This is a genomic window from Nocardioides sp. InS609-2 (assembly GCF_023208195.1).
Taxonomy (GTDB): Bacteria; Actinomycetota; Actinomycetes; order Propionibacteriales; family Nocardioidaceae; genus Nocardioides.
Genome location: NZ_CP060034.1, coordinates 3,785,224 through 3,804,504 on the forward strand (window position 1 = coordinate 3,785,224; position 19,281 = coordinate 3,804,504).

Below are 19,281 nucleotides of genomic sequence, written 5' to 3' on the forward strand. Positions count from 1 at the left end.
TCGGCGTGTTCGAGACCCAGCCAGCTGCTGCCAAGGAGAAGGCCGGAGCCCGCGTCGTGACGCTGCTCCTGCTCGGGCTCGTCCTGCTCGCAGGCGGTGCCTACGCCCTATTGCACGAGATGGCCGGCGACAAGGTGCCCCGGCGCACGACGATTTCCGGGGTCGACATCGGCGGTCAGCGCCAGGACCGGGCGGCCGTCGTACTCGAGCGTGGGCTCGCCGAGCGGGCCGCTGCACCGATCAACGTCAGCGTCAACGGTCAGCCGAGCACCGTCACTCCTGCAGAGGCCGGGTTAGCCGTCGACTACGAGGCATCGGTCGCCGACGCCGGTGGGGGCGACAGCTGGTCGCCCGCCCGCCTCTGGGACTACTACACCGGCGGCGACGGGCTCGAGGCCAAGGTCACGGTCGACGAGACCGCGATGACCACGCTGGTCGACACCCTGGGCAGCGAGGTCGGCGCCAAGGCCCGCGAGGGCAAGGTCAAGTTCAAGAACGGCGAGGTCAAGACCCGCCAGCCCCGCACCGGCACCGGCCTCGACCCGACCGCCGTGCGCGATGCGCTGACCGGCGCCTACCTCGACGAGGGCGCGTCCGCCGAGGTCGAGCTGGTCGACGTACAGCCCGAGATCGACGCGGCCGACGTGCAGCAGGCGCTCACGACGTTCGCCAACCCGGCGGTGTCCGAGCCGGTGACCCTCACCTTCGACTCGTCTACGATCAAGCTGCTGCCGCGCAACTACACCGAGGCACTCTCGATGGTGCCTGCCGACGGCGTACTCGTGCCGCAGCTCGACGCCGCCAAGCTCGCCGAGCTCGTGCAGACTCGCGTCGGCGCGGCCGACGCGCCGGTCGACGCCACCGTCGCCCTCGTCGATGGCTCGCCCAAGGTCATCCCCGACAAGCCCGGCGTGAGCTTCGACGAGGCGCAGATCGACGCGGCGTTCCTCGGTCTCGCCGCCGCGCCTCCCGGCCAGCGCAGCCTGGCCGTTACGGCGACCGTCGCCGAGGCCGGCTTCACCACCAAGATGGCGCGCCAGCTCGAGATCAAGGAACGGGTCTCGACGTTCACGACCTACTACCCCTACGCCGAGTACCGCAACGTCAACATCGGCCGGGCTGCCGAGTTGGTCGACGGCACCGTGCTGAAGCCGGGGGAGACGTTCTCGCTCAACGACACCGTCGGCGAGCGCACCGCCGCCAACGGCTTCACCGAGGGCTTCATCATCAGCAACGGCATCTTCAAGGAAGACCTCGGCGGCGGCGTCTCGCAGATGGCGACCACGACGTTCAACGCGATGTTCTTCGCCGGCCTCAAGGACGTCGAGCACAAGCCGCACAGCTTCTACATCGACCGCTACCCCGTCGGCCGCGAGGCCACCGTGGCTTGGGGTGCGATCGACCTGAAGTTCCAGAACGACACCCCGTACGGCGTCCTGGTCCACGCCAACGTCACCCCGGCGACGAGCAGCTCGTCGGGCGTTGTGACCGTGAGCATGTACTCCACCAAGACGTGGGACATCACCACCAGCACCTCTGACCGCTACAACCTCACGCCGGAGAAGACCCGCACCCTGAACACCGAGGACTGCTACCCCAACGACGGGTACGGCGGCTTCGAGGTCGACGTGAAGCGGTTCTTCCGCAAGCCCGGACAGAGCGCGCTCGACCACTCCGAGAACTTCAACACGACGTACACGCCCTCCGACACGGTGATCTGCAAGCCGCCCCCGGAGACCCCGTCGCCGTAACCGCAGACCCCAGCACGCGTTGACCCGTCATGCGCCGACTGACGGGTCTCCTTGCCGCCGTACTGCTCGCTGCTGGCCTGCTCAGTCTGAACAGTGCCCCGGCGACTGCCACGACCGGTGACCCGATCGGGTCCAACGACTGGAGCTGCCGGCCGAGCGCCGAGAAGCCGCAGCCCGTCGTGCTCGTGCACGGCACGTTCGGTGACCGCCGCAGCCTGCTCGACCGGATCTCCTTCCGGATCAAGCAGGCCGGGTTCTGTGTCTACTCCCTCGACTACGGCACGCGGGCGACCGGCCCGATCGAGGAGTCGGCGGCCCAGCTCTCGACGTTCGTGGACCGAGTGCTGGCATCGACGGGTGCCTCGAAGGTGAGCCTGGTCGGGCACTCGCAGGGCGGCATGATGCCGCGCTACTACATCAGGTTCCTCGGCGGTGCGGCCAAGGTCGACGACCTCGTCGGGCTGGCGCCGTCCAACCACGGCACCTACAACTCCGCGCTGCTGGCGCCGAGCGCGGGCTTCTGCTTCTCGTGCACGCAGCAGGCGTCCGACGCAGCCTTTATCACGGCGCTGAACTCCGGTGACGAGACACCCGGCGACGTCAGCTACACCAACGTCGTCACCCGGTACGACCTCGTGGTCAACCCCTACCTCTCGGGCTACCTTGCGGCAGGCCCGCAGGTCACCAACGTGACACTGCAGGACCGTTGCGCGCTCGACGTCGCCGACCACCTGCAGATCCCGCAGGACGGACCGGCCATCGAGTGGACCCTCGACGCGCTGACCCGGCCCGGTCCTGCGGACGCGGCGTTCCGGCCGTCCTGCCTGCCCTGACCCGGTCTCAGGGCGCCAGCCGGTTGAGGTCGCGCGGGAACAGCGTGACCTCGCGGATGTTGGCCGCCTCGACCAGCCGCGCCACCCAGCGCTCCAGGCCGATCGCGAAGCCACCGTGTGGCGGGATGCCGCGCCGGAACGCCTCGACGTACGACGCGTAGGGCGCATACGGGTAGCCGCGCGCCTCCAGCGTGGCGACGTAGTCGGCGTACCTGTGCAGGCGTTGCGCACCGCTCACCAGCTCGAGCCCACGGAAGATCAGGTCGAAGCTGCGTGACCAGTGCGGCTCGTCGGGGTCGGGGTGGCTGTAGAACGCCCGGCTCGCGGTCGGGTAGCCCTCGACGACCACGAAGTCGCTGCCGTGCTCGCGCATCGCCCACTCACCCAGCGCGCGTTCGTGCCCGGGGTTGAGGTCGGGCTCGTCTTCAGGTGCGCCGGCGATCTCGAGTGCCTCGCGGAAGTGCAGCACCGGGAACTCCGCCGGCACCTCGGGCACCGTGATGCCGAGCCGCTCCACGGCGTCGCCCGCGCGCTCGTGGATGCCTCTGACCATGCCGGCGACCGTGTCGCGCAGGCACGCGATGACGTCGCGATGGTCACGGATGAACCCGAGCTCGACGTCGAGCGAGACGTACTCCGCGAGGTGGCGCACCGTGTCGTGCGGCTCTGCGCGGAACACCGGCCCGACCTCGTAGACCCGCTCGAAGACGCCCACCAGCTGCTGCTTGAAGAACTGCGGGCTCTGCGCGAGGTACGCCGGCCGGCCGAAGTAGTCGACCGCGAACACGTTCGCCCCGCTCTCCGTGGCCGACTCGACCAGCTTGGGGGAGTGCACCTCGGTGAATCCCGTCGCGTCGAGCGAGGCGCGGAAGCCGTGCAGCGACGCGGCCGCCAGCTCCCACTTCGCCCGCTGTATCGGGTGCCGCCACGTGGTCGCGGCGTGGTCGAGCAGGGTCGGCAGACTGGCGTCGAGGGTCGGCCGCCACAGCTCGACGGCCGGGGTGTCGGCCGGCTCGCTTAGCGCGGTGACCGTGGCTTCGGTGACCTCGATGCCGCCCGGCGCCTGCGCGTTGGCCGTGGCCACGCCGTGCACCTCGATCGGCGTCTCCTCCGGCGGCACCTCGGTGCCGGCCGGCAGGACGACCTGCGCGAGCCCCGCCCGGTCGCGGACGATCAGGAACGTGACCCGCGCCAGCTCGCGGCGCCGGTGCACCCACCCCTGCAACAGGACGGCAGAGCCCGGCTCGGCCGAGGGCAGGGCGGTGGTGAGAATGCGTTCGTCGCCGCTGGTTGAGGTGCGAGCGGAGCGAGCCTCGAAACCGAGGCGGGCGGATGATTCGGGGATGGGTCTCATGATTACCTCCAGTGGCTGCTTGGATCGGCTCCTCGCAGCTCGACCGGAGGCGCACGGCCCGCTTGCTCTCAGGGCCGCCCCGGTCTCGCGCTTCGGAGCCAAAGCCCTGGAGGTGTGGGCGGGGGCAAAGTCGCGGTGCCACCACACCTTCGCCGGAGTGACTCCGGCCTCTCGTCGGTACGCCGGACGCGCGGGCCGCGTTCGCTGTCTCCAGCCGAGGGGTGTCAGTCCTCACGCGAGCCACTCACATTCTAGGCCGATGCGCAGCCCCCTCGCGAACGTCAGGGTGTCGCGACGTCCAGAAGACGGCGCAGATAGGCCGGTCTCGGGTCTCCGATCACCGGGTCATCTGGCAGCGTGCGTCGCACCTGGCCGTGGCCGACGTACAGGCTGTAGACGATGCGCGCCTGGACGGCGGCGCGCGAGGGGGTCAGGCCCAGCTCGCGAAAGAGGCGCTCGAGGAAAGCGATGCGGGCGATGGAAACGCGCTCGACGACCGGGCCGACCACCGGGTCGTCGATCCGGGTGACCAGGGCGGACTCGATGGGGCTGTCGACGAGGTCGCCGAATGACGTCTCGAACAGTGCCCGCAGGCGCGCCCGCGGATCGTCGACGTCGTCGAGTGCCGCGACGACCTCGGTCGTGCCCTCCCGCTCCCAGAGCTCCAGGGCAGCCGCGACCAGGGCCGACCGGTCGGCGAAGTGCCAGTAGAAGCTGCCTTTGGTCACGCCCAGTTCGCTGGCGAGGGTCTCGACCTTGACTGCGTCGACACCGCCGGAGCTTATGCGCGCCAGTGCCGCTCGCGCCCAGACAGCCGCGCTGAGGCTGTTGGCAGTCACCATGTCCATACTCTAACGTATGGCTCGTGACCATACGGATGCGTACGGACCAGTCCCCTCTGCCGCCGGGTCAGCGGGCGCGCGTGAACTTCCCCCGGTTTGCCGATCAGCCGCTACGTCGCCCGCCTCGAGCCTGCCCTCTGGCGCTACGGGTCTCAGCTGCAGGCTGCGAGGACCTGGTGCTGGGGGAGGAGGAGTTCGCGGCGTTGCCGATGCGTGACCAGGACAGCGACTTCCACTGTGTGACGACCTGGTCCTATCGCGGCGTGCAGTGGGGCGGTGTGAGGATGCGAGAGTTCTGGCACGAGGTCGTCCTGCCCTGGGTGGGCGAGGAGAAGCCTGTCCCGTGGGTCCGCGCGCGCGGCGGTGACGCAGGTTCGGCAGTCCTCTGCGTCGAGGACCTGCTCGCCGACGATGTCTTGCTGGCGGTGCGTCTCGACGGCCGTCCACTCGATGCCCGCCATGGAGCGCCGTTGCGACTGGTCTGCCCGTCGCAGTACGGCTACAAGAGCGTGAAGCACCTGGTCGGCCTCGAGCTCCTCCAGGAGCTGCCCGTCCTACCGAGCAAGGAGCATCTGCGTGCGCGCGTGGCGCTGGAGGAGCGCCATCCACGCCTGCCCGCCCGTCTCGTACGACGTCCATACCGTGCCCTGATTCCGATCACGGTCCGACTGGCCGAGTGGTCGCTGGCACGGTCGGAGCTCGTCGAGGAGGGAGACGCCGTACCCTGACGCGCGTGCTGGTCCACTTCCGCCTGACGGTGCCGACCGACCTCACCGACGCCGTGCGCGAGGTGCTGCTGACCCACGACTGCGCCACCAATGTGACCGTGCAGCTCGGCGTGGTGGCGCGGCCCGAGGGCGACCTCCTGGAGTGCGATGCTGCCCGTGAGGGTGCCGGGTCGTTGCTGACCACGCTCAAGAGGCTCGACCTCGACAAGCGCGGCGGCATCGTCCTGACCGCCCCCACGGGGACGCCGTTCCTGGGCGCCCGCGAGCTGGAGGCGAACACTCCCGGGCACCCGGACGACGCCGTGATCTGGGAGGCGGTCGAGGCCAAGGCGTACGACGGCGCCGTGCCCACGCTGTCGTTCCTCATCTTCCTCGTGCTGGCCGTGGTGCTCGCCGCGATCGCGGTGGTCACAGACTCCTCGGTGCTGGTCATCGGGGCCATGGTCGTCGGGCCGGAGTTCTCCGCGATCGGCTCCGCCTGCGCGGGCATCGCGCTGGGTCGCTGGTCCCTCGTCGGCCGCAGCCTGCGCCTACTGGTCCTGTCGTTCGCCTTCGCCGTGGTCGTGGTCGCCGTGCTCGCCCTGCTGGCGTCGGTGACCGGAATGCTCACCGTCGAGGAAGTCACGCGCCCACGACCCAACACCGGCTTCATCTGGCACCCCGACCGGTGGTCGTTCATCGTGGCTCTCGTCGCCGGCGCCGCCGGAGCCCTCGCCCTCGCCATCGAACGATCCGCCACGATGGTCGGCGTCTTCATCAGCGTCACCACCGTGCCGGCCGCCGGCAACCTCGCCCTCGGCCTGGCGGTGTGGGACCGCGGCGAGATCACCGGATCGCTGGCGCAGCTCGGCCTCAACATCGCCGGGATGATCGTGGCGGGCACGCTCGTGCTGATGCTCGTCCGGGCCTCCTGGCCGTCCCTGATGACGACGGCCGAGCGAATGTTCGGCCGTTAGGGCGCCGCGAGATACCGGGTCGTGTGGTGCGTGACGAACCCGAGCCGTTCGTACAGCGCGATCGCGCCCGGATTGTCCGTCTCGACGTGCAGCCATGCCGTCGTGGCGCCGCGCGAGGCTGCCCAGTCGAGCAGCTCCTTGAGTACGACGGTCGCGAGACCGCGCCGCCGGTGAGCCGGGTCGACCTCGAGCGAGTACAGCCCCACCCAGTCGCCGTCGAGCGCGGCCCGGCCGCGCGCCGTACCCCCGCCCAGGGTGACCTCGATCCGACTGCCTTCCTCCATGTAACGCGGAGTTAGGTCGACTGGGATCCCGGTCTGCCGGTATCCCAGTCGCCCTAACTCCGCGTTACATGAGCGGAGCACCCGAGACACCGACGCCAGCTGGCAGTGCGCATCCCCGCTGCCCAGCGGCGCCCAGCCCAGCCCCAGCAGCGAGGACTCGACGTCCCCGTCGCTCACCACCTGGGCCAGCGGCCGCCGGTCATGGCGCGTGTAGAAGGCCATCACGTGCGCAGCGGCCTCGGGGAGCGAGGCACCGGGGGAGCCCATGGCGAGCACCGAGTTGCCGCGCCGCCGCAACCGGCCGTCGTACGGCGGGGCGACGCGGAGCACCCACTCGCCCAACGGCTCGGTGACAAGGTCGTCCCACAGCGACGCCACGTGGCTCTGCGCATCGTGCGGCGACACCCGCTGCCGGACCGACGGCCGCGGCGGCACCGGCTTGCCACTGACGATGTCGGCCAGGGCGATCGTCACGGCCGGACCTGTCGAAGGCTGGACGACGCAGTACTCCAACGACCACGACGTGCAGACGCCGAGCACATCGGTCATGGCCGGCCCACCCGACGGCCCGGTCTCGCCCGGCAGCACCCGGCGTACGACGACCCGTTGGCCCACGACATGCGGGCCGAGTCCACGCGGGCGGTGTCGGCGAGCTTCGGGCATGGCGGGATACTAGGCTGGTAACAGCACAACGCCCCGCCCCACAGGAGGATCTGGTGACCTACGTCATCGCCCAGCCGTGCGTCGACCTCAAGGACCGCGCCTGCGTCGACGAATGTCCTGTCGACTGCATCTACGAGGGCAAGCGGATGCTCTACATCCACCCCGACGAATGCGTCGACTGCGGGGCCTGCGAGCCGGTGTGCCCGGTCGAGGCGATCTTCTACGAGGACGACACCCCGGAGGAGTGGAAGGACTACTACACCGCCAACGTCGCGTTCTTCGAGGACCTCGGCTCGCCCGGTGGCGCCGCCAAGATGGGTGAGATCGACAAGGATCACCCGCTCATCGAGGCCCTGCCGCCGCAGCCGCACGACGAGTGACCGTCTCGGGTCGGCTCCCTGACTTCCCCTGGGACTCCCTGACCCAGCACGCCGAGCGTGCGCGGGAGCACGCCGACGGCATCGTCGACCTCTCCGTCGGCACGCCCGTCGACCCCACGCCGTACGTCGTGCAGGAGGCGCTGGCCGCGGCTGCCGATGCGTCGGGCTACCCGACGACCGTCGGCACCCCGGCGGTCCGCCGGGCGGCGATCGACTGGCTGGCGCGTCGGTTCGGGGTGACCGGGCTCGGCCCCGACGCCGTGCTCCCGCTGATCGGCTCCAAGGAGTTCATCGCCTCGGTTGCGGTGCACCTGGGCATCGGCGCCGGCGACCTGGTCGTCCAGCCCCAGGTCGCCTACCCGACCTACGAGGTCGGCGCGGCCCTCGCCGGCGCGCGCTCGCTCGCCACCGACTCGCTGACCGCAATCGGTCCCGAGGTGCCGCGGCTGCTCTGGCTCAACTCGCCCTCGAACCCGACCGGCAGGATGCTGCCGCCCGATCACCTCCGCAAGGTCGTCGAGTGGTGCCGCGACCGGGGCACGCTGCTCATCTCCGACGAGTGCTACATCGAGTGCGTCTGGGAGGGCGAGGGCGTCAGCGTCCTGCACCCCGACATCTGCGGCGGCTCCCACGAGGGCATCCTCGCGGTGCACTCGCTCTCCAAACGATCCAACCTGGCCGGATACCGCTGCGCCTTCGTCGCCGGTGACCCGACGGTGCTGGGCGAGCTGCTCGCCGTCCGCAAGAACCTCGGGCTGATGATGCCCGCGCCCCAGCAGGCCGCGATGGCTGCGGCCCTCGACGACGACACACATGCCGAGGCCCAGCATGCGACGTACGCCGCGCGACGGGCGAAGCTCAGGCCGGCCCTCGAGTCGGCCGGCTTCCGGATCGACCACTCCGAGGCCTCGCTCTATCTCTGGGCGACCCGCGACGAGGACTGCTGGCAGACCGTCGCTGGCCTCGCCGAGCTGGGTATCCTGGTCGCGCCGGGGTCGTTCTACGGGCCGACCGGCGGCCGGCACGTCAGGGTGGCGCTGACGGCCACCGACGAGCGCATCGACACCGCCGTGGCCCGCCTGAAGGTCTGACTGCCGTCAGTCGGAGTCAGGGTGCGAGCGAGACGGCGCGACGATGCCGTACTCGCGGATCTTCCGGTAGATCGTCGCGCGGGACATGCCCAGCGACCGGGCAGCGCGCATCTTGTTGCCGTCGGAGTCCGTCAGGCAGCGCACTATCGCGTCGCGCTCCATCGCCTCCAGCGAGGTCAGCACCCGACGGCTCACGGTGTGGGTCGCGGGCGGCAGGTCGTCCGGTCCGATCACGCCTCCGCGACGGCGGGTGACGATCTCGTCGAGCATCTGGTGGACCTGTTCGGCGTTGCCGGGCCAGGACATCCGCATCAGCATCCGCATCGCCTCGGGTGAGCAGACGGGTGGTGTCCCGCGACCGGACCTGGAGAGGAACAGCGGCACCAGCTGCAGGAGGTCCTCGAGGTGCAGGCGCAGCGGCGGGATCTCGACGGTGCGCGGGAACAGCTGCAGCAGCCGCGGCAGCTCCTTGTCGGGCTTCGGAGCCAGCTCCCAGTAGGTCACGGCCGCCCAGAACGGCTGCGCGCGGGTGGCGGCCCGCGCCTCCTGGAGTGCCGCGGAGATGCCGCGCAGCTGGGTGCCGTCCAGCCGGTCGGCATGGCGGATCACGACGCTGTCGGCGTCCTCGAGGATCGACCGACGGGTCGACGCGAGCCACTCCGGGCCGCTACTGCCCTCGGTCGCCTCGAGCACCACGAACCGGCCGATGGGCTGGCGCCGCAGCTGTACGGCGCGCAGCACGGCCAGCTTGCCCACACCCGGCTCGCCCACGATGGCGAGCCACTCTCCGGCCCGGAAGGCCTGCTCGACCTGCTGGCAGGCATGGATCCACGCGGGGCTCGACCCGACCAGTCCGGCCAGCGGTGTCGGCCGCGGAGCGGGAGGGACGCTTTCCGGAACGGCCTCGCGCTGCCTCTCGAGAGTCGCGTGCGCCACGATGCCGACGGTGTGGCCGTCGCCGAGCACGGGTCGGCAGTAGAGCCGCGCAGACTGCCCCGAGGGCAGTTCGATGTCGATCGGCGCTCGGCGGCCCGACGCAGCACCTCGGTGGCGTGGGCGAGAACGGTCGCCTGGTCTGCGGGCGCGAGCACCGAGCGGGCGTGCTCGTTCAACATGACCACGTCGCGGCTGAGGGCGAACACGACCCCCGCGTTCCGGCTGCACGTGCGCATGTACTCCTGGAGGAGACCCATCTGTTCCGACCCGGCGTCGGCGAGCAGTGCCTGCCGGATCTGTTCGGCGGTGGTCTTCGCCAGCGTCAGGAGGAGTGAGCCGGCGTCCTTGCGCCAGCAGGTCAGGTCAACGGCACCGACCAGCCTGCCGGTGATCGGGTGATGGATGGGCACACCGGCACAGGCCAGCGCCTCCAGGTTCTCGGCGTAGTGCTCGTGGCCGAAAACGTGCGCCGGACCACCAACCTCCAGGGCCGTGCCGATGCCGTTGGTGCCCACGAACTTCTCGGCATAACTGAAGCCGGGCGCCAGCAGGACGCGATCGAGGTGCCTCTCGAGGTCACGGTCACCGGTCACTCGGCTCAGCACCAGCCCGGTGGGATCGGTCAGGATGACACTGACCGACTGGCCGTTGAGCTGTTCGGACAACCCGCGCAGCACTTGGTTCGCGGTCCTGGCCAGCGGCGTGTCCAACTCGATGTTCGGCTCGTAGGACATATCGATCCGGTCGGCGGCGACGTCGAAGTCCTGCGACCTGCGCCAGGACGCCAGGATGGGACTGCGCACCAGTGTCTGCTCCGGCAAGCTCATCGTGCTCGACGTCGCCCCCCTCGACGTCACGCCCTAGCGGCAGACCGCCGGGCCCTTCTCGAACCCGGCACAGCCACCCTTGGCCGCCTTGCCCTTGAGCTCGTCGGTGCCGGCGCCGCCCTCGAGGGTGTCGTTGCCGCCGATAGAGGTCACCCGGTCGTTGCCCGGACCGACATCGATGGTGTCGTTGCCCGGCGTCGCGTCGCTCGCCTCGGCCTCGGGGTCGGCGTCGTCGTTGACGATGTCGTCGCCGCCGAGGGTGCTGATGGTGTCGTTGCCAGCGAAGCCGAAGACCACGTCGTTGCCTGCGCTGCCGCTGATCGTGTCGTCGTACTTGGTGCCGCGCACGATCCAGCGGCCGGCTACCAGGGTGTCGTTGCCGTCACCCGTGACGCTGAGCGAGGCCAGGTCGATCGAGACGCCGGCCTTGGCAGTCACGAAGCTGGCGATGTCGGGGGCACCGGTCGGCTCGGCGCCGTCGCCGGCACCTTCGAGCGTGTCGTCGCCCTCGCCGCCGAGCAGGACGTCAGGCACCTCGAAGCCGCTGCGGATCAGGTTGGCGCCGCCGATGAGTCGGTCGTTGCCGGCGTCGCCCGCGATCACGTCGCTCTCGGCGCCGCCGTAGAGCACGTCGTCGCCGTCGCCACCGCGCAACAGGTCTTCGCCCTCGCCGCCACAGATCACGTCGTTGCCGGCGCCGGCGTCGATCACGTCGTTGCCCGCACCGCCGTCGATGACGTCGTTGCCGTCGGTGCCGCTGAGGTCGGCGTCGTCACCGTCGGTGCCGGTGACGGTGGGCGACGCGCACGCCTCGGCCGACGTGGTCGCGGCGAGCGCGGCGGTGGTGTCGACGGTGGGCGTCGTGGTCGCGCTGCCGCTCTCGACGGGGTCGGCAGCATCGTCGGCGTCATCGCTGCCGCAGGCCGCCAGTGCGGAGAAGCTGATGGCCGCGACGATGCCTGCCAGCCAGATCCTGCTGCTGCGCTTGTTCATGTCAATCCCCGTGCTAGTCGTGTACGTCGACGTGTACGTGGTCCCTGTGCTCAAGGATCTTACGGTCTCCGCGGGACGATGTCGGCACGTCGTAATCGGTCCACCCGTCGTCCGAACGTGATCCAGCGTGCCAGATGCGGTCGTCGAAGATCAGGGTGTTGATGTCCAGCCGCGATGCCTGGGCCATCAGGTAGGACGCCATCGCCCAGCCTCGCTTGCGGTTGTCGGCGTTGATCGGCCGCACGAAGACGTCGATCGCCCGGCCCTCGTAGTGCGCCGAGCCGACCATGTGGCCCGAGGTGACCCCGCCGGGCTCGAAGCCGCCCATCGACTGCTCGCCGAAGGCCGCCACGATGTCCTTGCGCACGTTCGCGGCCCGACGGGTCAGCCCCTCGTCGCTCAGGCGTGACGAGGCGGCCTCGTCGGGCTCGTCGATGACGCAGCTCAAGGCGCGCGGCGAGTTGCCGGTCAGCGCGGAGGCGAGCACCCGGGCGTCGGCCTCGTGGTCGGCGTACGCCTCGGGGAAGCCGGAGCGCTGCACGGCCTGCGCCGCCTCGGTGATCCGCATCGAGTCGTAGCCGTCGATGCCGATGAGGCCGTCGTAGAACGCGTTGATGGAGTAGTAGGGGTTGAGGATCTGCTCCTCGGTGCCCCAGCCCTGCGAGGGTCGCTGCTGGAAGAGCCCCAGCGAGTCGCGGTCGCCGTGCTCGATGTTCAGCAGCTTCGACTCCTGGTACGCCGTGGCGAGGGCGATGGTGGCCGCGCGGGCCGGCATGCCCCGCTGCACCGAGATGGCCGTGATCAGGGCCGCGTTCTCGGCCTGCTCGAGGCTGATCTCGACGGTGCGGCCCTGCACGCTCGCCGTACAGCTCTCGCTGGTCGGGATCAGCTCGACGCCACGGTTGACCAGGACTCCGACGGCGGTCACGACGACGACGACCGCCAGGCCGAGCACGGCCCAGCGAGCCACCCGGGGCATGTCAGTCGTTGGCGTGCAGCGCTGCGTTGAGGATGATGCCCTCGCGGTGCCACGCCACGGCCTCGATGGTGCCGGTCACGGAGTTGCGCCGGAAGAGCACGTTGCTCGCGCCCGAGAGCTCGAGGGCCTTGACGACCTTCGGCTTGTTGTCGATGTCGCGGATTGTCACCTTGGTTCCCGCGGTGACGTAGAGGCCGGCCTCGACCACGCAGTCGTCGCCCAGGGCGATGCCGATGCCGGCGTTGGCGCCGAGGAGGCATCGCTCGCCGATGGAGATGACGTGCTTCCCGCCGCCGGACAGGGTGCCCATGATCGAGGAGCCCCCGCCGATGTCGGAGCCGTTGCCGACCACCACGCCGGCGACGATGCGGCCCTCGACCATCGACTCGCCGAGCGTGCCGGCGTTGAAGTTCACGAACCCCTCGTGCATGACGGTCGTGCCCTCGGCCAGGTGGGCACCGAGCCGCACCCTGTCTGCGTCGGCGATGCGGACGCCGGTCGGCACGACGTAGTCGGTCATCCGCGGGAACTTGTCGACGCCGAAGACCTGCACCGGGCCGTCGGCGCGCAGGGCGAGCCGGATCTCCTCGAAGCCGTCGACGGGGGCCGGGCCCCGGTTGGTCCACACGACGTTGGCCAGCGTGCCGAACAGGCCGTCGAGGTTGAGGCCGTGCGGGCGCACGAGGCGGTGCGAGAGCAGGTGCAGCCGCAGGTAGGCGTCGCTGGCGTCCTTCGGAGCCTCGGCCAGGTCGATTTCGACCTTCACGACCTCGGTGCGCACCCGGCGCTCCGGGAACTCGCCGGCGGCCTTTTCCAGCGCGACCGGGGCGTTCGCGTCACCGGCGTCGCCGAGCGCGGGCGCCGGGAACCAGGTGTCGAGTACGGCGCCTTCGGAGGCCCCGGAGGTCACCACTGTCGCCAGTCCGAACCCCCAGGCCCGGGTCTGCGGAGTCGTCTCTGATGCTGTCGTCACACGACCAGCCTACGGAGCGGTGCCGAAGGCCCTGCGTCAGCCCTGCGTGGCTGTCCAGGTCTGCTGCGCGTCGGAGATGGTGCAGGTCGCCGTGGTGCCGTCGTGCACCCACGTGGCGGTGTGCGTCAGGGAGCCCGCGACCACCGTGGTGCCGGAGATGGTGCCGCTCAGGCGCACCGTGTGGTCGAAGCCTCCGGCGTCGACGTACGAGCTGGTGCCGACGAAGGTGCCGGCGGCGTCGACCGGGATGCTGTCGAAGCTGGTGTCGGGGTACCACGCAAAGCCACTGCCCTGGTCGGAGCAGGAGCCGTAGACCCGGGGGCCGGACCAGCCGGTGATGGTGTTGCGGTCGCCGCTCAGGGTGAAGCCGATGCCGGCGTCGGTGGGGCCGGTGAAGTTGCCACGCCAGGCCGCCTCGACGCCCGGAGGGGGCGGTGACGTGGACGTGAGCGCAACCTTCTTCGGCAGGGTCGTGTCCTTCTTCGACGAGGCTCTGATCGAGACGACGGCAGACGCAGCGGTGTCGATCCGGACCCGGACCTTCGCGGTCTTCGTCGCGCGGGGAGCGATGCTGCCGATCTTGATCTTGGCCGCCGCCACCGACACCCCCGGCGAGGCACCGGTGCGTACGGCGACCTTGCGGATCGCCGTAACCGTGGTGTTGCGGACCGTCACCTTGAGAGTCACCCACGTGCCGGGAGTCGACTCGATCGACGTGGTGGGCACCCTCACCTTCAGCTTGGGACTCGCGGCCAGCGCCGGCAGCCCGGCCACGGACGGTTCGTCGGTGGCACTGGCGGGCGCACACGTGAGCGCGAGGAGGAGGCAGGCGAGTGCCGGCAGGAGGGTTCTGGGGATGGTCACTCGGTACAGCATGTCCCGGTGAGGGGGATCCAAACCCCGACGGCACGGGCTACTGGCCGGTGCGCCCGTCGATGCACTCGCGCAGCAGGTCGGCGTGCCCGACGTGCCGGGCGTACTCCTCGACCAGGTGCACCAGGATGTCGCGCACCGCGGCCGGCTCGCCGTGGACGTACGTCGTGGCGTCGGGGTCGAGGGTGGCCTCGACCTCACGGGCATGCGCAACCTCGTGCCGCCACGACTCCCATGCGTCGGCGATGACCGCGTCGTCGGCGACCGCGCCGTTGAAGTCGAGGTCCGGGTCCTCGTCGGTGCGGTAGAGGCGCGGCAGTTCGACCTGCCCCTCGAACACCCGGCGCGACCAGGAGTGCTCCACCTTGGCCAGGTGACGGACCAGGCCGAGCAGCGACATCGTCGAGGGCGGCACCGAACGCCGCGCCAGCTGCTCGGCGTCGAGACCCTCGCACTTCATCTCGAACGTCATCCGGTAGCGGTCGAGGTACTCCAGCAGCACGGCCTTCTCGCCGCTGGCCCCGGCATCGGTCTCACGCGGGTCGTCCTCGGGGTCGACCCACATGTCGGGGTGCTTGCGGGCGGCCTGCGCGTTGTCGGTCATGGCGCGAGTCTGGCAAAAGCCCTCGGGATCCGCATCTTGGTTTGGCTCAGGGCGGCGCCGGGACCAGCGAGACCTTCCTGGCGGTCTTGTCGGTCATGCGCGAGCGTCTGCCTCACCCATCGCCGAAGTGATTGGCTCCTTCACGGGCCCCGCCCTAGACTGGCGGCACAGGCGTTCGAGCCGTCATCAGCGGTGAGCCTCCGGAAGAACAGGTCGAGAAGACCCCAGTAGACCCGGACGGGTAGGCCCGTCACAGCCCTGATGAAGCGGTCACCTCCGGGTGGCAAGCGAGGTGGTACCGCGGCAGTCATGTCGTCCTCGTGGAGCAGGAGCCCACGACGTACGACGACCGCAGGAGCCTCACATGACCTACCCCAAGGTCTCCCACACCGACGCGACCCGGGTGCCGAGCGCGCCGTCGTTCCCGACGATCGAGGAAGGCGTGCTCGCCTACTGGAAGGGCGACGGCACGTTCCAGGCCTCCATCGACCAGCGCGACGGCGGCACCGACGGTGATAACGAGTTCGTCTTCTACGACGGCCCGCCGTTCGCCAACGGACTGCCGCACTACGGCCACCTGCTCACCGGTTACGTCAAGGACGTCGTGCCGCGCTACCAGACGATGCGCGGCAAGCGCGTCGAGCGGCGTTTCGGCTGGGACACCCACGGCCTGCCCGCCGAGCTCGAGGCGATGCGCCAGCTGGGCCTCAAGACGACCGACGAGATCCACGAACTGGGCGTCGAGAAGTTCAACGCCGCCTGCCGCGAGTCGGTCTTCAAGTACACCTCCGACTGGGTCGAGTACGTCACCCGCCAAGCCCGCTGGGTCGACTTCGAGAACGACTACAAGACGCTCAGTCCCGACTACATGGAGTCGGTGATGTGGGCGTTCAAGCAGCTGCACGAGAAGGGCCTCGTCTACGAGGGCTTCCGGGTGCTGCCCTACTGCTGGAACGACGAGACGCCGCTGTCCAACCACGAGCTGCGGATGGACGACGACGTCTACAAGAATCGCCAGGACCCGGCCGTCACCGTGGGCCTGCGTCTCGAGACCGGCGAGCTGGCGCTCGTCTGGACGACGACGCCGTGGACCCTGCCCTCCAACCTCGCGATCATGGTCGGCCCCGACCTCGACTACCTGGTGGTCGAGTCGTCGTTCACCGGCGCGAAGGAGCGGTACGTCGTCGGCGCGGAGCGGCTCGCGGCGTACTCCCGTGAGCTGCTCGACGAGGGCAGCGACTCGATCGAGAGCCAGGTCGTCGAGCGGCTCAAGGGCTCCGACCTGATGGGGCGCACCTACACGCCGCCGTTCGGCTACTACCTCGGCCACGAGAACGCCTTCCGCGTGGTCGAGGCCGACTTCGTCACGACCACCGACGGCACCGGGCTCGTGCACTCGGCCGGCGCCTTCGGTGAGGACGACAAGATCGTCACCGACCGCGAGGGCATCGAGCCGGTCATGCCCGTGGGCAAGGACGGCCGCTTCACCTTCCCGGTCAGCGAGTACGAAGGCATGCTGGTCTTCGACGCGAACCTGCACATCATCGACGACCTCAAGGCGGTCAGCGCGAGCGTCACTCCTGGCACCGTCCTGCTGCGCCGGGAGACCTACGACCACTCCTACCCGCACTGCTGGCGCTGTCGCGAGCCCCTGATCTACAAGGGTGTCTCGTCGTGGTTCGTCGAGGTGACGAAGTTCAAGGAGCGGATGCTCGAGCTCAACAAGGACATCGAGTGGGTGCCCGGCCACATCCAGGACGGCCAGTTCGGCAAGTGGCTGGCCAACGCCCGCGACTGGTCGATCACGCGCAACCGCTTCTGGGGCTCCCCAGTGCCGGTGTGGAAGTCCGACGACGAGACCTACCCGCGCATCGACGTCTACGGATCCTTCGAGGAGATCGAGCGCGACTTCGGTCGGTTGCCATTGAACAACGGCGAGCCCGACCTGCACCGGCCGTACGTCGACGACCTCACCCGGCCCAATCCAGACGACCCGACCGGGAAGTCGACGATGCGCCGCGTCGCCGACGTGCTCGACGTGTGGTTCGACTCCGGCTCGATGAGCTTCGCCCAGGTGCACTACCCGTTCGAGAACGAGGAGTGGTTCGAGCACCATTTCCCGGGCGACTTCATCGTCGAGTACGTCGGCCAGACGCGCGGCTGGTTCTACACGCTGCACATCCTGGCGACCGCGCTGTTCGACCGGCCGGCGTTCCGCTCGTGCATCTGCCACGGCATCGTGCTCGGCTCCGACGGCAACAAGATGAGCAAGTCGCTGCGCAACTACCCCGACGTCAACGAGGTCTTCGACCGCGACGGCGCCGACGCGATGCGCTGGTTCCTGATGTCGTCGCCGATCCTGCGCGGCGGCAACCTCGTCGTCACCGAACAGGGCATCCGCGACTCGGTGCGCCAGGTGATGATCCCGCTCTGGAACAGCTGGTACTTCTTCAGCCTCTACGCCAACGCCGCGGGCTACACCGCCAAGCGATCGACAACCTCGACCGACCCGCTCGACCGCTACCTGCTGGCCAAGACGCGGCAGTACGTCGAGCAGACGACCGCCCAGCACGATGCCCTCGACATCGCGGGTGTGTGCGACAGCATGCGGTCGTTCCTCGACGTGCTGAGCAACTGGTACATCCGCCGGTCGCGCTCGCGTTTCTGGGCCACCGACGGGGTCGTCGACGAAGGTGCGTTCGACACGCTCCACACCGTGCTCGAGACCGTCTGCCGGGTGGCGGCACCGCTGCTGCCGCTGACCACGGAGGAGATCTGGCGCGGCCTGACCGGCGAGCGGTCGGTGCACCTGGCCGACTGGCCCGCGGCCGACGAGCTGCCCGAGGACGCCGACCTGGTCGCCGCGATGGACCTCGTGCGCGACGTCTGCTCCGCCGGCTCGGCGCTGCGCAAGAGCGCCGGGCTGCGCAACCGCCTGCCGCTCTCTTCGCTGACCGTCGTGGCGCCGGGCGCCACCCTGGCCGGTTTCGAGGGGCTCGTCGCCGAAGAACTGAACCTCAAGGCCGTTCGGCTGGTAGACGCCGAGTCGACCGAGGCCGCGTCGTACGCCGTGGAGCAGCGGCTCGTCGTGCACGCCCGGGCTGCCGGCCCGCGACTGGGCAAGGACGTCCAGCTGGCGATCAAGGGCTCCAAGAGCGGCGACTGGTCGGTGGCCGACGACGGCACCGTCACTGCCGGTGGCCTGGCGCTCGTCGAGGGCGAGTTCACCCTCGAGACCGTCGCCGGCGACGCCGACGGCACCGCGACCGGGATGCTGCCGCGCGGAGGCTTCGTCGTGCTCGACACCGACGTCACTCCCGAGCTGGCCGCGGAGGGACTCGCGCGCGACGTCGTACGCGCCGTGCAGCAGGCCCGGAAGGACGCCGGTCTCGACGTCTCCGACCGCATCGCCCTCACCATCGGGGGCAGCGCGGAGGTGGTTGCTGCCGTGACGACGCATGCCGACCTGGTGGCCGGTGAGACCCTGGCGGCGTCGTACGACGTCGTCGAGTCCGGCACCGAGCCACTGGAGATCACGCTCGCGAGGATCTGATCACGGAACGGCCCTAAAAAAGAACGATCGTGCTAGTCTCGGATCTGTGGTGACGACGAAGGGTGAGGCGACGCGGGCGGCCATCGTCGACGAGGCACTTCAGATGGCGTCCCAGGTTGGCATCAGCTCGCTGAGCATCGGCGGTCTCGCCAGCGTGACGGGGATGAGCAAGAGCGGTCTCTTCGCCCACTTCAAGTCCAAGGAACAGCTGCAGCTGCAGGCCCTGACGCGGGCGCGCAAGCTGTTCGTCGACTCGGTGGTGCGCCCGGCCCTCGGCGTCCCCCGGGGCGAGCCCAGGGTGCGCAAGCTTTTCGAGGGCTGGCTGGTGTGGGAGCAGACGGCCTTTGCAGGCGGCTGCATCTTTGTGACGCTGGCCGCCGAGCTCACTGACCGTCCGGGCGTCGTGCGCGACGCCTTGGTCGACAACGAGCGCGACTGGCTCGAGCTGTTGGGCAGCACGGCCGCGTCCGCCGTCGCCACGGGGGAGTTCCGCTCCGACCTCGACACGGCGCAGTTCGCGTTCGAGGTGCACGGCATCAAGCTCGCGCACCACCACGCCACCCGGTTGATGCGCGACCCGCTCGCGCTCGAACGCACGACGGCGGCCTTCGAGTCCATCGTTGCCGCAGCCCGCCCGATGGGCTGACCAAGGCGCCCCGGC

Annotated in this window: 17 protein-coding genes; 8 read left to right on the plus strand and 9 right to left on the minus strand. The window is 69.8% G+C overall.

The annotated features are described in order from the left end of the window. The first annotated feature begins 5 nt into the window (after positions 1–5). Together H4Q84_RS19570 and H4Q84_RS19575 are read left to right on the plus strand one after the other, a co-directional pair. The gene (locus tag H4Q84_RS19570) at positions 6–1,751 is read left to right on the plus strand and encodes a VanW family protein (protein ID WP_248580747.1); all 1,746 of its coding nucleotides are present in this window, start codon (positions 6–8) and stop codon (positions 1,749–1,751) included. Positions 1,752–1,780: 29 nt separating this feature from the next. After that, positions 1,781–2,584: an alpha/beta fold hydrolase gene (locus H4Q84_RS19575; RefSeq protein ID WP_248580748.1), complete on the plus strand. Its 804-nt coding sequence runs from the start codon at positions 1,781–1,783 to the stop codon at positions 2,582–2,584. A 7-nt stretch (positions 2,585–2,591) separates the two neighbouring features. Here the strand turns inward: H4Q84_RS19575 and aspS are convergent, their stop codons facing one another. After that, entirely contained in the window at positions 2,592–3,938 is a 1,347-nt protein-coding gene (aspS, locus tag H4Q84_RS19580; protein ID WP_248580749.1) for an aspartate--tRNA(Asn) ligase, read from the minus strand. Positions 3,939–4,219: 281 nt separating this feature from the next. Continuing rightward, positions 4,220–4,780, minus strand: coding sequence for a TetR/AcrR family transcriptional regulator (locus H4Q84_RS19585; protein ID WP_248580750.1), 561 nt, complete (start codon positions 4,778–4,780; stop codon positions 4,220–4,222). A gap of 35 nt (positions 4,781–4,815) precedes the next feature. Between H4Q84_RS19585 and H4Q84_RS19590 the strand changes: the two genes are divergently transcribed. Both H4Q84_RS19590 and H4Q84_RS19595 read left to right on the plus strand, forming a co-directional pair. Further along, a complete protein-coding gene (locus tag H4Q84_RS19590; RefSeq protein ID WP_282580358.1) occupies positions 4,816–5,508 on the plus strand; it encodes a molybdopterin-dependent oxidoreductase in 693 nt (230 codons plus the stop codon). Between the two features lie 5 nt (positions 5,509–5,513). After that, positions 5,514–6,464 (plus strand): DUF389 domain-containing protein, encoded by a 951-nt coding sequence (locus tag H4Q84_RS19595; protein ID WP_248580752.1) that lies wholly within the window; start codon positions 5,514–5,516, stop codon positions 6,462–6,464. Here H4Q84_RS19595 and H4Q84_RS19600 read toward each other — a convergent pair. Beyond that, positions 6,461–7,411, minus strand: a complete 951-nt coding sequence (locus H4Q84_RS19600) for a GNAT family N-acetyltransferase (protein WP_248580753.1) — start codon at positions 7,409–7,411, stop codon at positions 6,461–6,463. The genes H4Q84_RS19595 and H4Q84_RS19600 overlap by 4 nt on opposite strands. Before the next feature lie 53 nt (positions 7,412–7,464). On the opposite strand from H4Q84_RS19600, the gene fdxA reads away from it, so the two are divergent. Together fdxA and dapC are read left to right on the plus strand one after the other, a co-directional pair. After that, complete coding sequence (gene fdxA / locus H4Q84_RS19605; RefSeq protein ID WP_248580754.1) at positions 7,465–7,791, plus strand: ferredoxin; 327 nt, start codon at positions 7,465–7,467, stop codon at positions 7,789–7,791. Next, a complete protein-coding gene (gene dapC, locus H4Q84_RS19610; RefSeq protein WP_248580755.1) occupies positions 7,788–8,882 on the plus strand; it encodes a succinyldiaminopimelate transaminase in 1,095 nt (364 codons plus the stop codon). Before fdxA ends, dapC begins: the two co-directional genes overlap by 4 nt. A gap of 6 nt (positions 8,883–8,888) precedes the next feature. Here dapC and H4Q84_RS19615 read toward each other — a convergent pair whose 3' ends face one another. From H4Q84_RS19615 to H4Q84_RS19640, 6 genes are all read right to left on the minus strand, one after another. Next, on the minus strand, positions 8,889–9,848 hold the full coding sequence (locus tag H4Q84_RS19615; protein ID WP_248580756.1) for a helix-turn-helix domain-containing protein: 960 nt from the start codon (positions 9,846–9,848) through the stop codon (positions 8,889–8,891). An 830-nt stretch (positions 9,849–10,678) separates the two neighbouring features. After that, complete coding sequence (locus H4Q84_RS19620; protein ID WP_248580757.1) at positions 10,679–11,638, minus strand: calcium-binding protein; 960 nt, start codon at positions 11,636–11,638, stop codon at positions 10,679–10,681. A gap of 13 nt (positions 11,639–11,651) precedes the next feature. Then, positions 11,652–12,548, minus strand: a complete 897-nt coding sequence (locus H4Q84_RS19625) for a hypothetical protein (protein WP_282580359.1) — start codon at positions 12,546–12,548, stop codon at positions 11,652–11,654. A gap of 70 nt (positions 12,549–12,618) precedes the next feature. Further along, the gene (gene dapD, locus H4Q84_RS19630; RefSeq protein WP_248580759.1) at positions 12,619–13,590 is read right to left on the minus strand and encodes a 2,3,4,5-tetrahydropyridine-2,6-dicarboxylate N-succinyltransferase; all 972 of its coding nucleotides are present in this window, start codon (positions 13,588–13,590) and stop codon (positions 12,619–12,621) included. A 36-nt stretch (positions 13,591–13,626) separates the two neighbouring features. Beyond that, on the minus strand, positions 13,627–14,454 hold the full coding sequence (locus H4Q84_RS19635; protein WP_248580760.1) for a hypothetical protein: 828 nt from the start codon (positions 14,452–14,454) through the stop codon (positions 13,627–13,629). A 49-nt stretch (positions 14,455–14,503) separates the two neighbouring features. Further along, positions 14,504–15,067 (minus strand): DinB family protein, encoded by a 564-nt coding sequence (locus tag H4Q84_RS19640; RefSeq protein WP_248580761.1) that lies wholly within the window; start codon positions 15,065–15,067, stop codon positions 14,504–14,506. A gap of 364 nt (positions 15,068–15,431) precedes the next feature. On the opposite strand from H4Q84_RS19640, the gene ileS reads away from it, so the two are divergent. Together ileS and H4Q84_RS19650 are read left to right on the plus strand one after the other, a co-directional pair. Then, entirely contained in the window at positions 15,432–18,620 is a 3,189-nt protein-coding gene (ileS, locus tag H4Q84_RS19645) for an isoleucine--tRNA ligase (protein WP_248580762.1), read from the plus strand. A gap of 46 nt (positions 18,621–18,666) precedes the next feature. After that, positions 18,667–19,266: a TetR/AcrR family transcriptional regulator gene (locus tag H4Q84_RS19650; RefSeq protein ID WP_248580763.1), complete on the plus strand. Its 600-nt coding sequence runs from the start codon at positions 18,667–18,669 to the stop codon at positions 19,264–19,266. The last annotated feature ends 15 nt before the right edge of the window (positions 19,267–19,281 follow it).

Bases quoted from the DNA above. Each gene is read 5' to 3' on its own strand.
- H4Q84_RS19585 (WP_248580750.1), bottom strand. From the start codon at position 4,780: ATGGTGACTGCCAACAGCCTCAGCGCGGCTGTCTGGGCGCGAGCGGCA.
- H4Q84_RS19575 (WP_248580748.1), top strand. From the start codon at position 1,781: ATGCGCCGACTGACGGGTCTCCTTGCCGCCGTACTGCTCGCTGCTGGC.
- H4Q84_RS19590 (WP_282580358.1), top strand. From the start codon at position 4,816: ATGCGTACGGACCAGTCCCCTCTGCCGCCGGGTCAGCGGGCGCGCGTG.
- ileS (WP_248580762.1), top strand. From the start codon at position 15,432: ATGACCTACCCCAAGGTCTCCCACACCGACGCGACCCGGGTGCCGAGC.
- H4Q84_RS19620 (WP_248580757.1), bottom strand. From the start codon at position 11,638: ATGAACAAGCGCAGCAGCAGGATCTGGCTGGCAGGCATCGTCGCGGCC.
- H4Q84_RS19640 (WP_248580761.1), bottom strand. From the start codon at position 15,067: ATGACCGACAACGCGCAGGCCGCCCGCAAGCACCCCGACATGTGGGTC.
- aspS (WP_248580749.1), bottom strand. From the start codon at position 3,938: ATGAGACCCATCCCCGAATCATCCGCCCGCCTCGGTTTCGAGGCTCGC.
- H4Q84_RS19600 (WP_248580753.1), bottom strand. From the start codon at position 7,411: ATGCCCGAAGCTCGCCGACACCGCCCGCGTGGACTCGGCCCGCATGTC.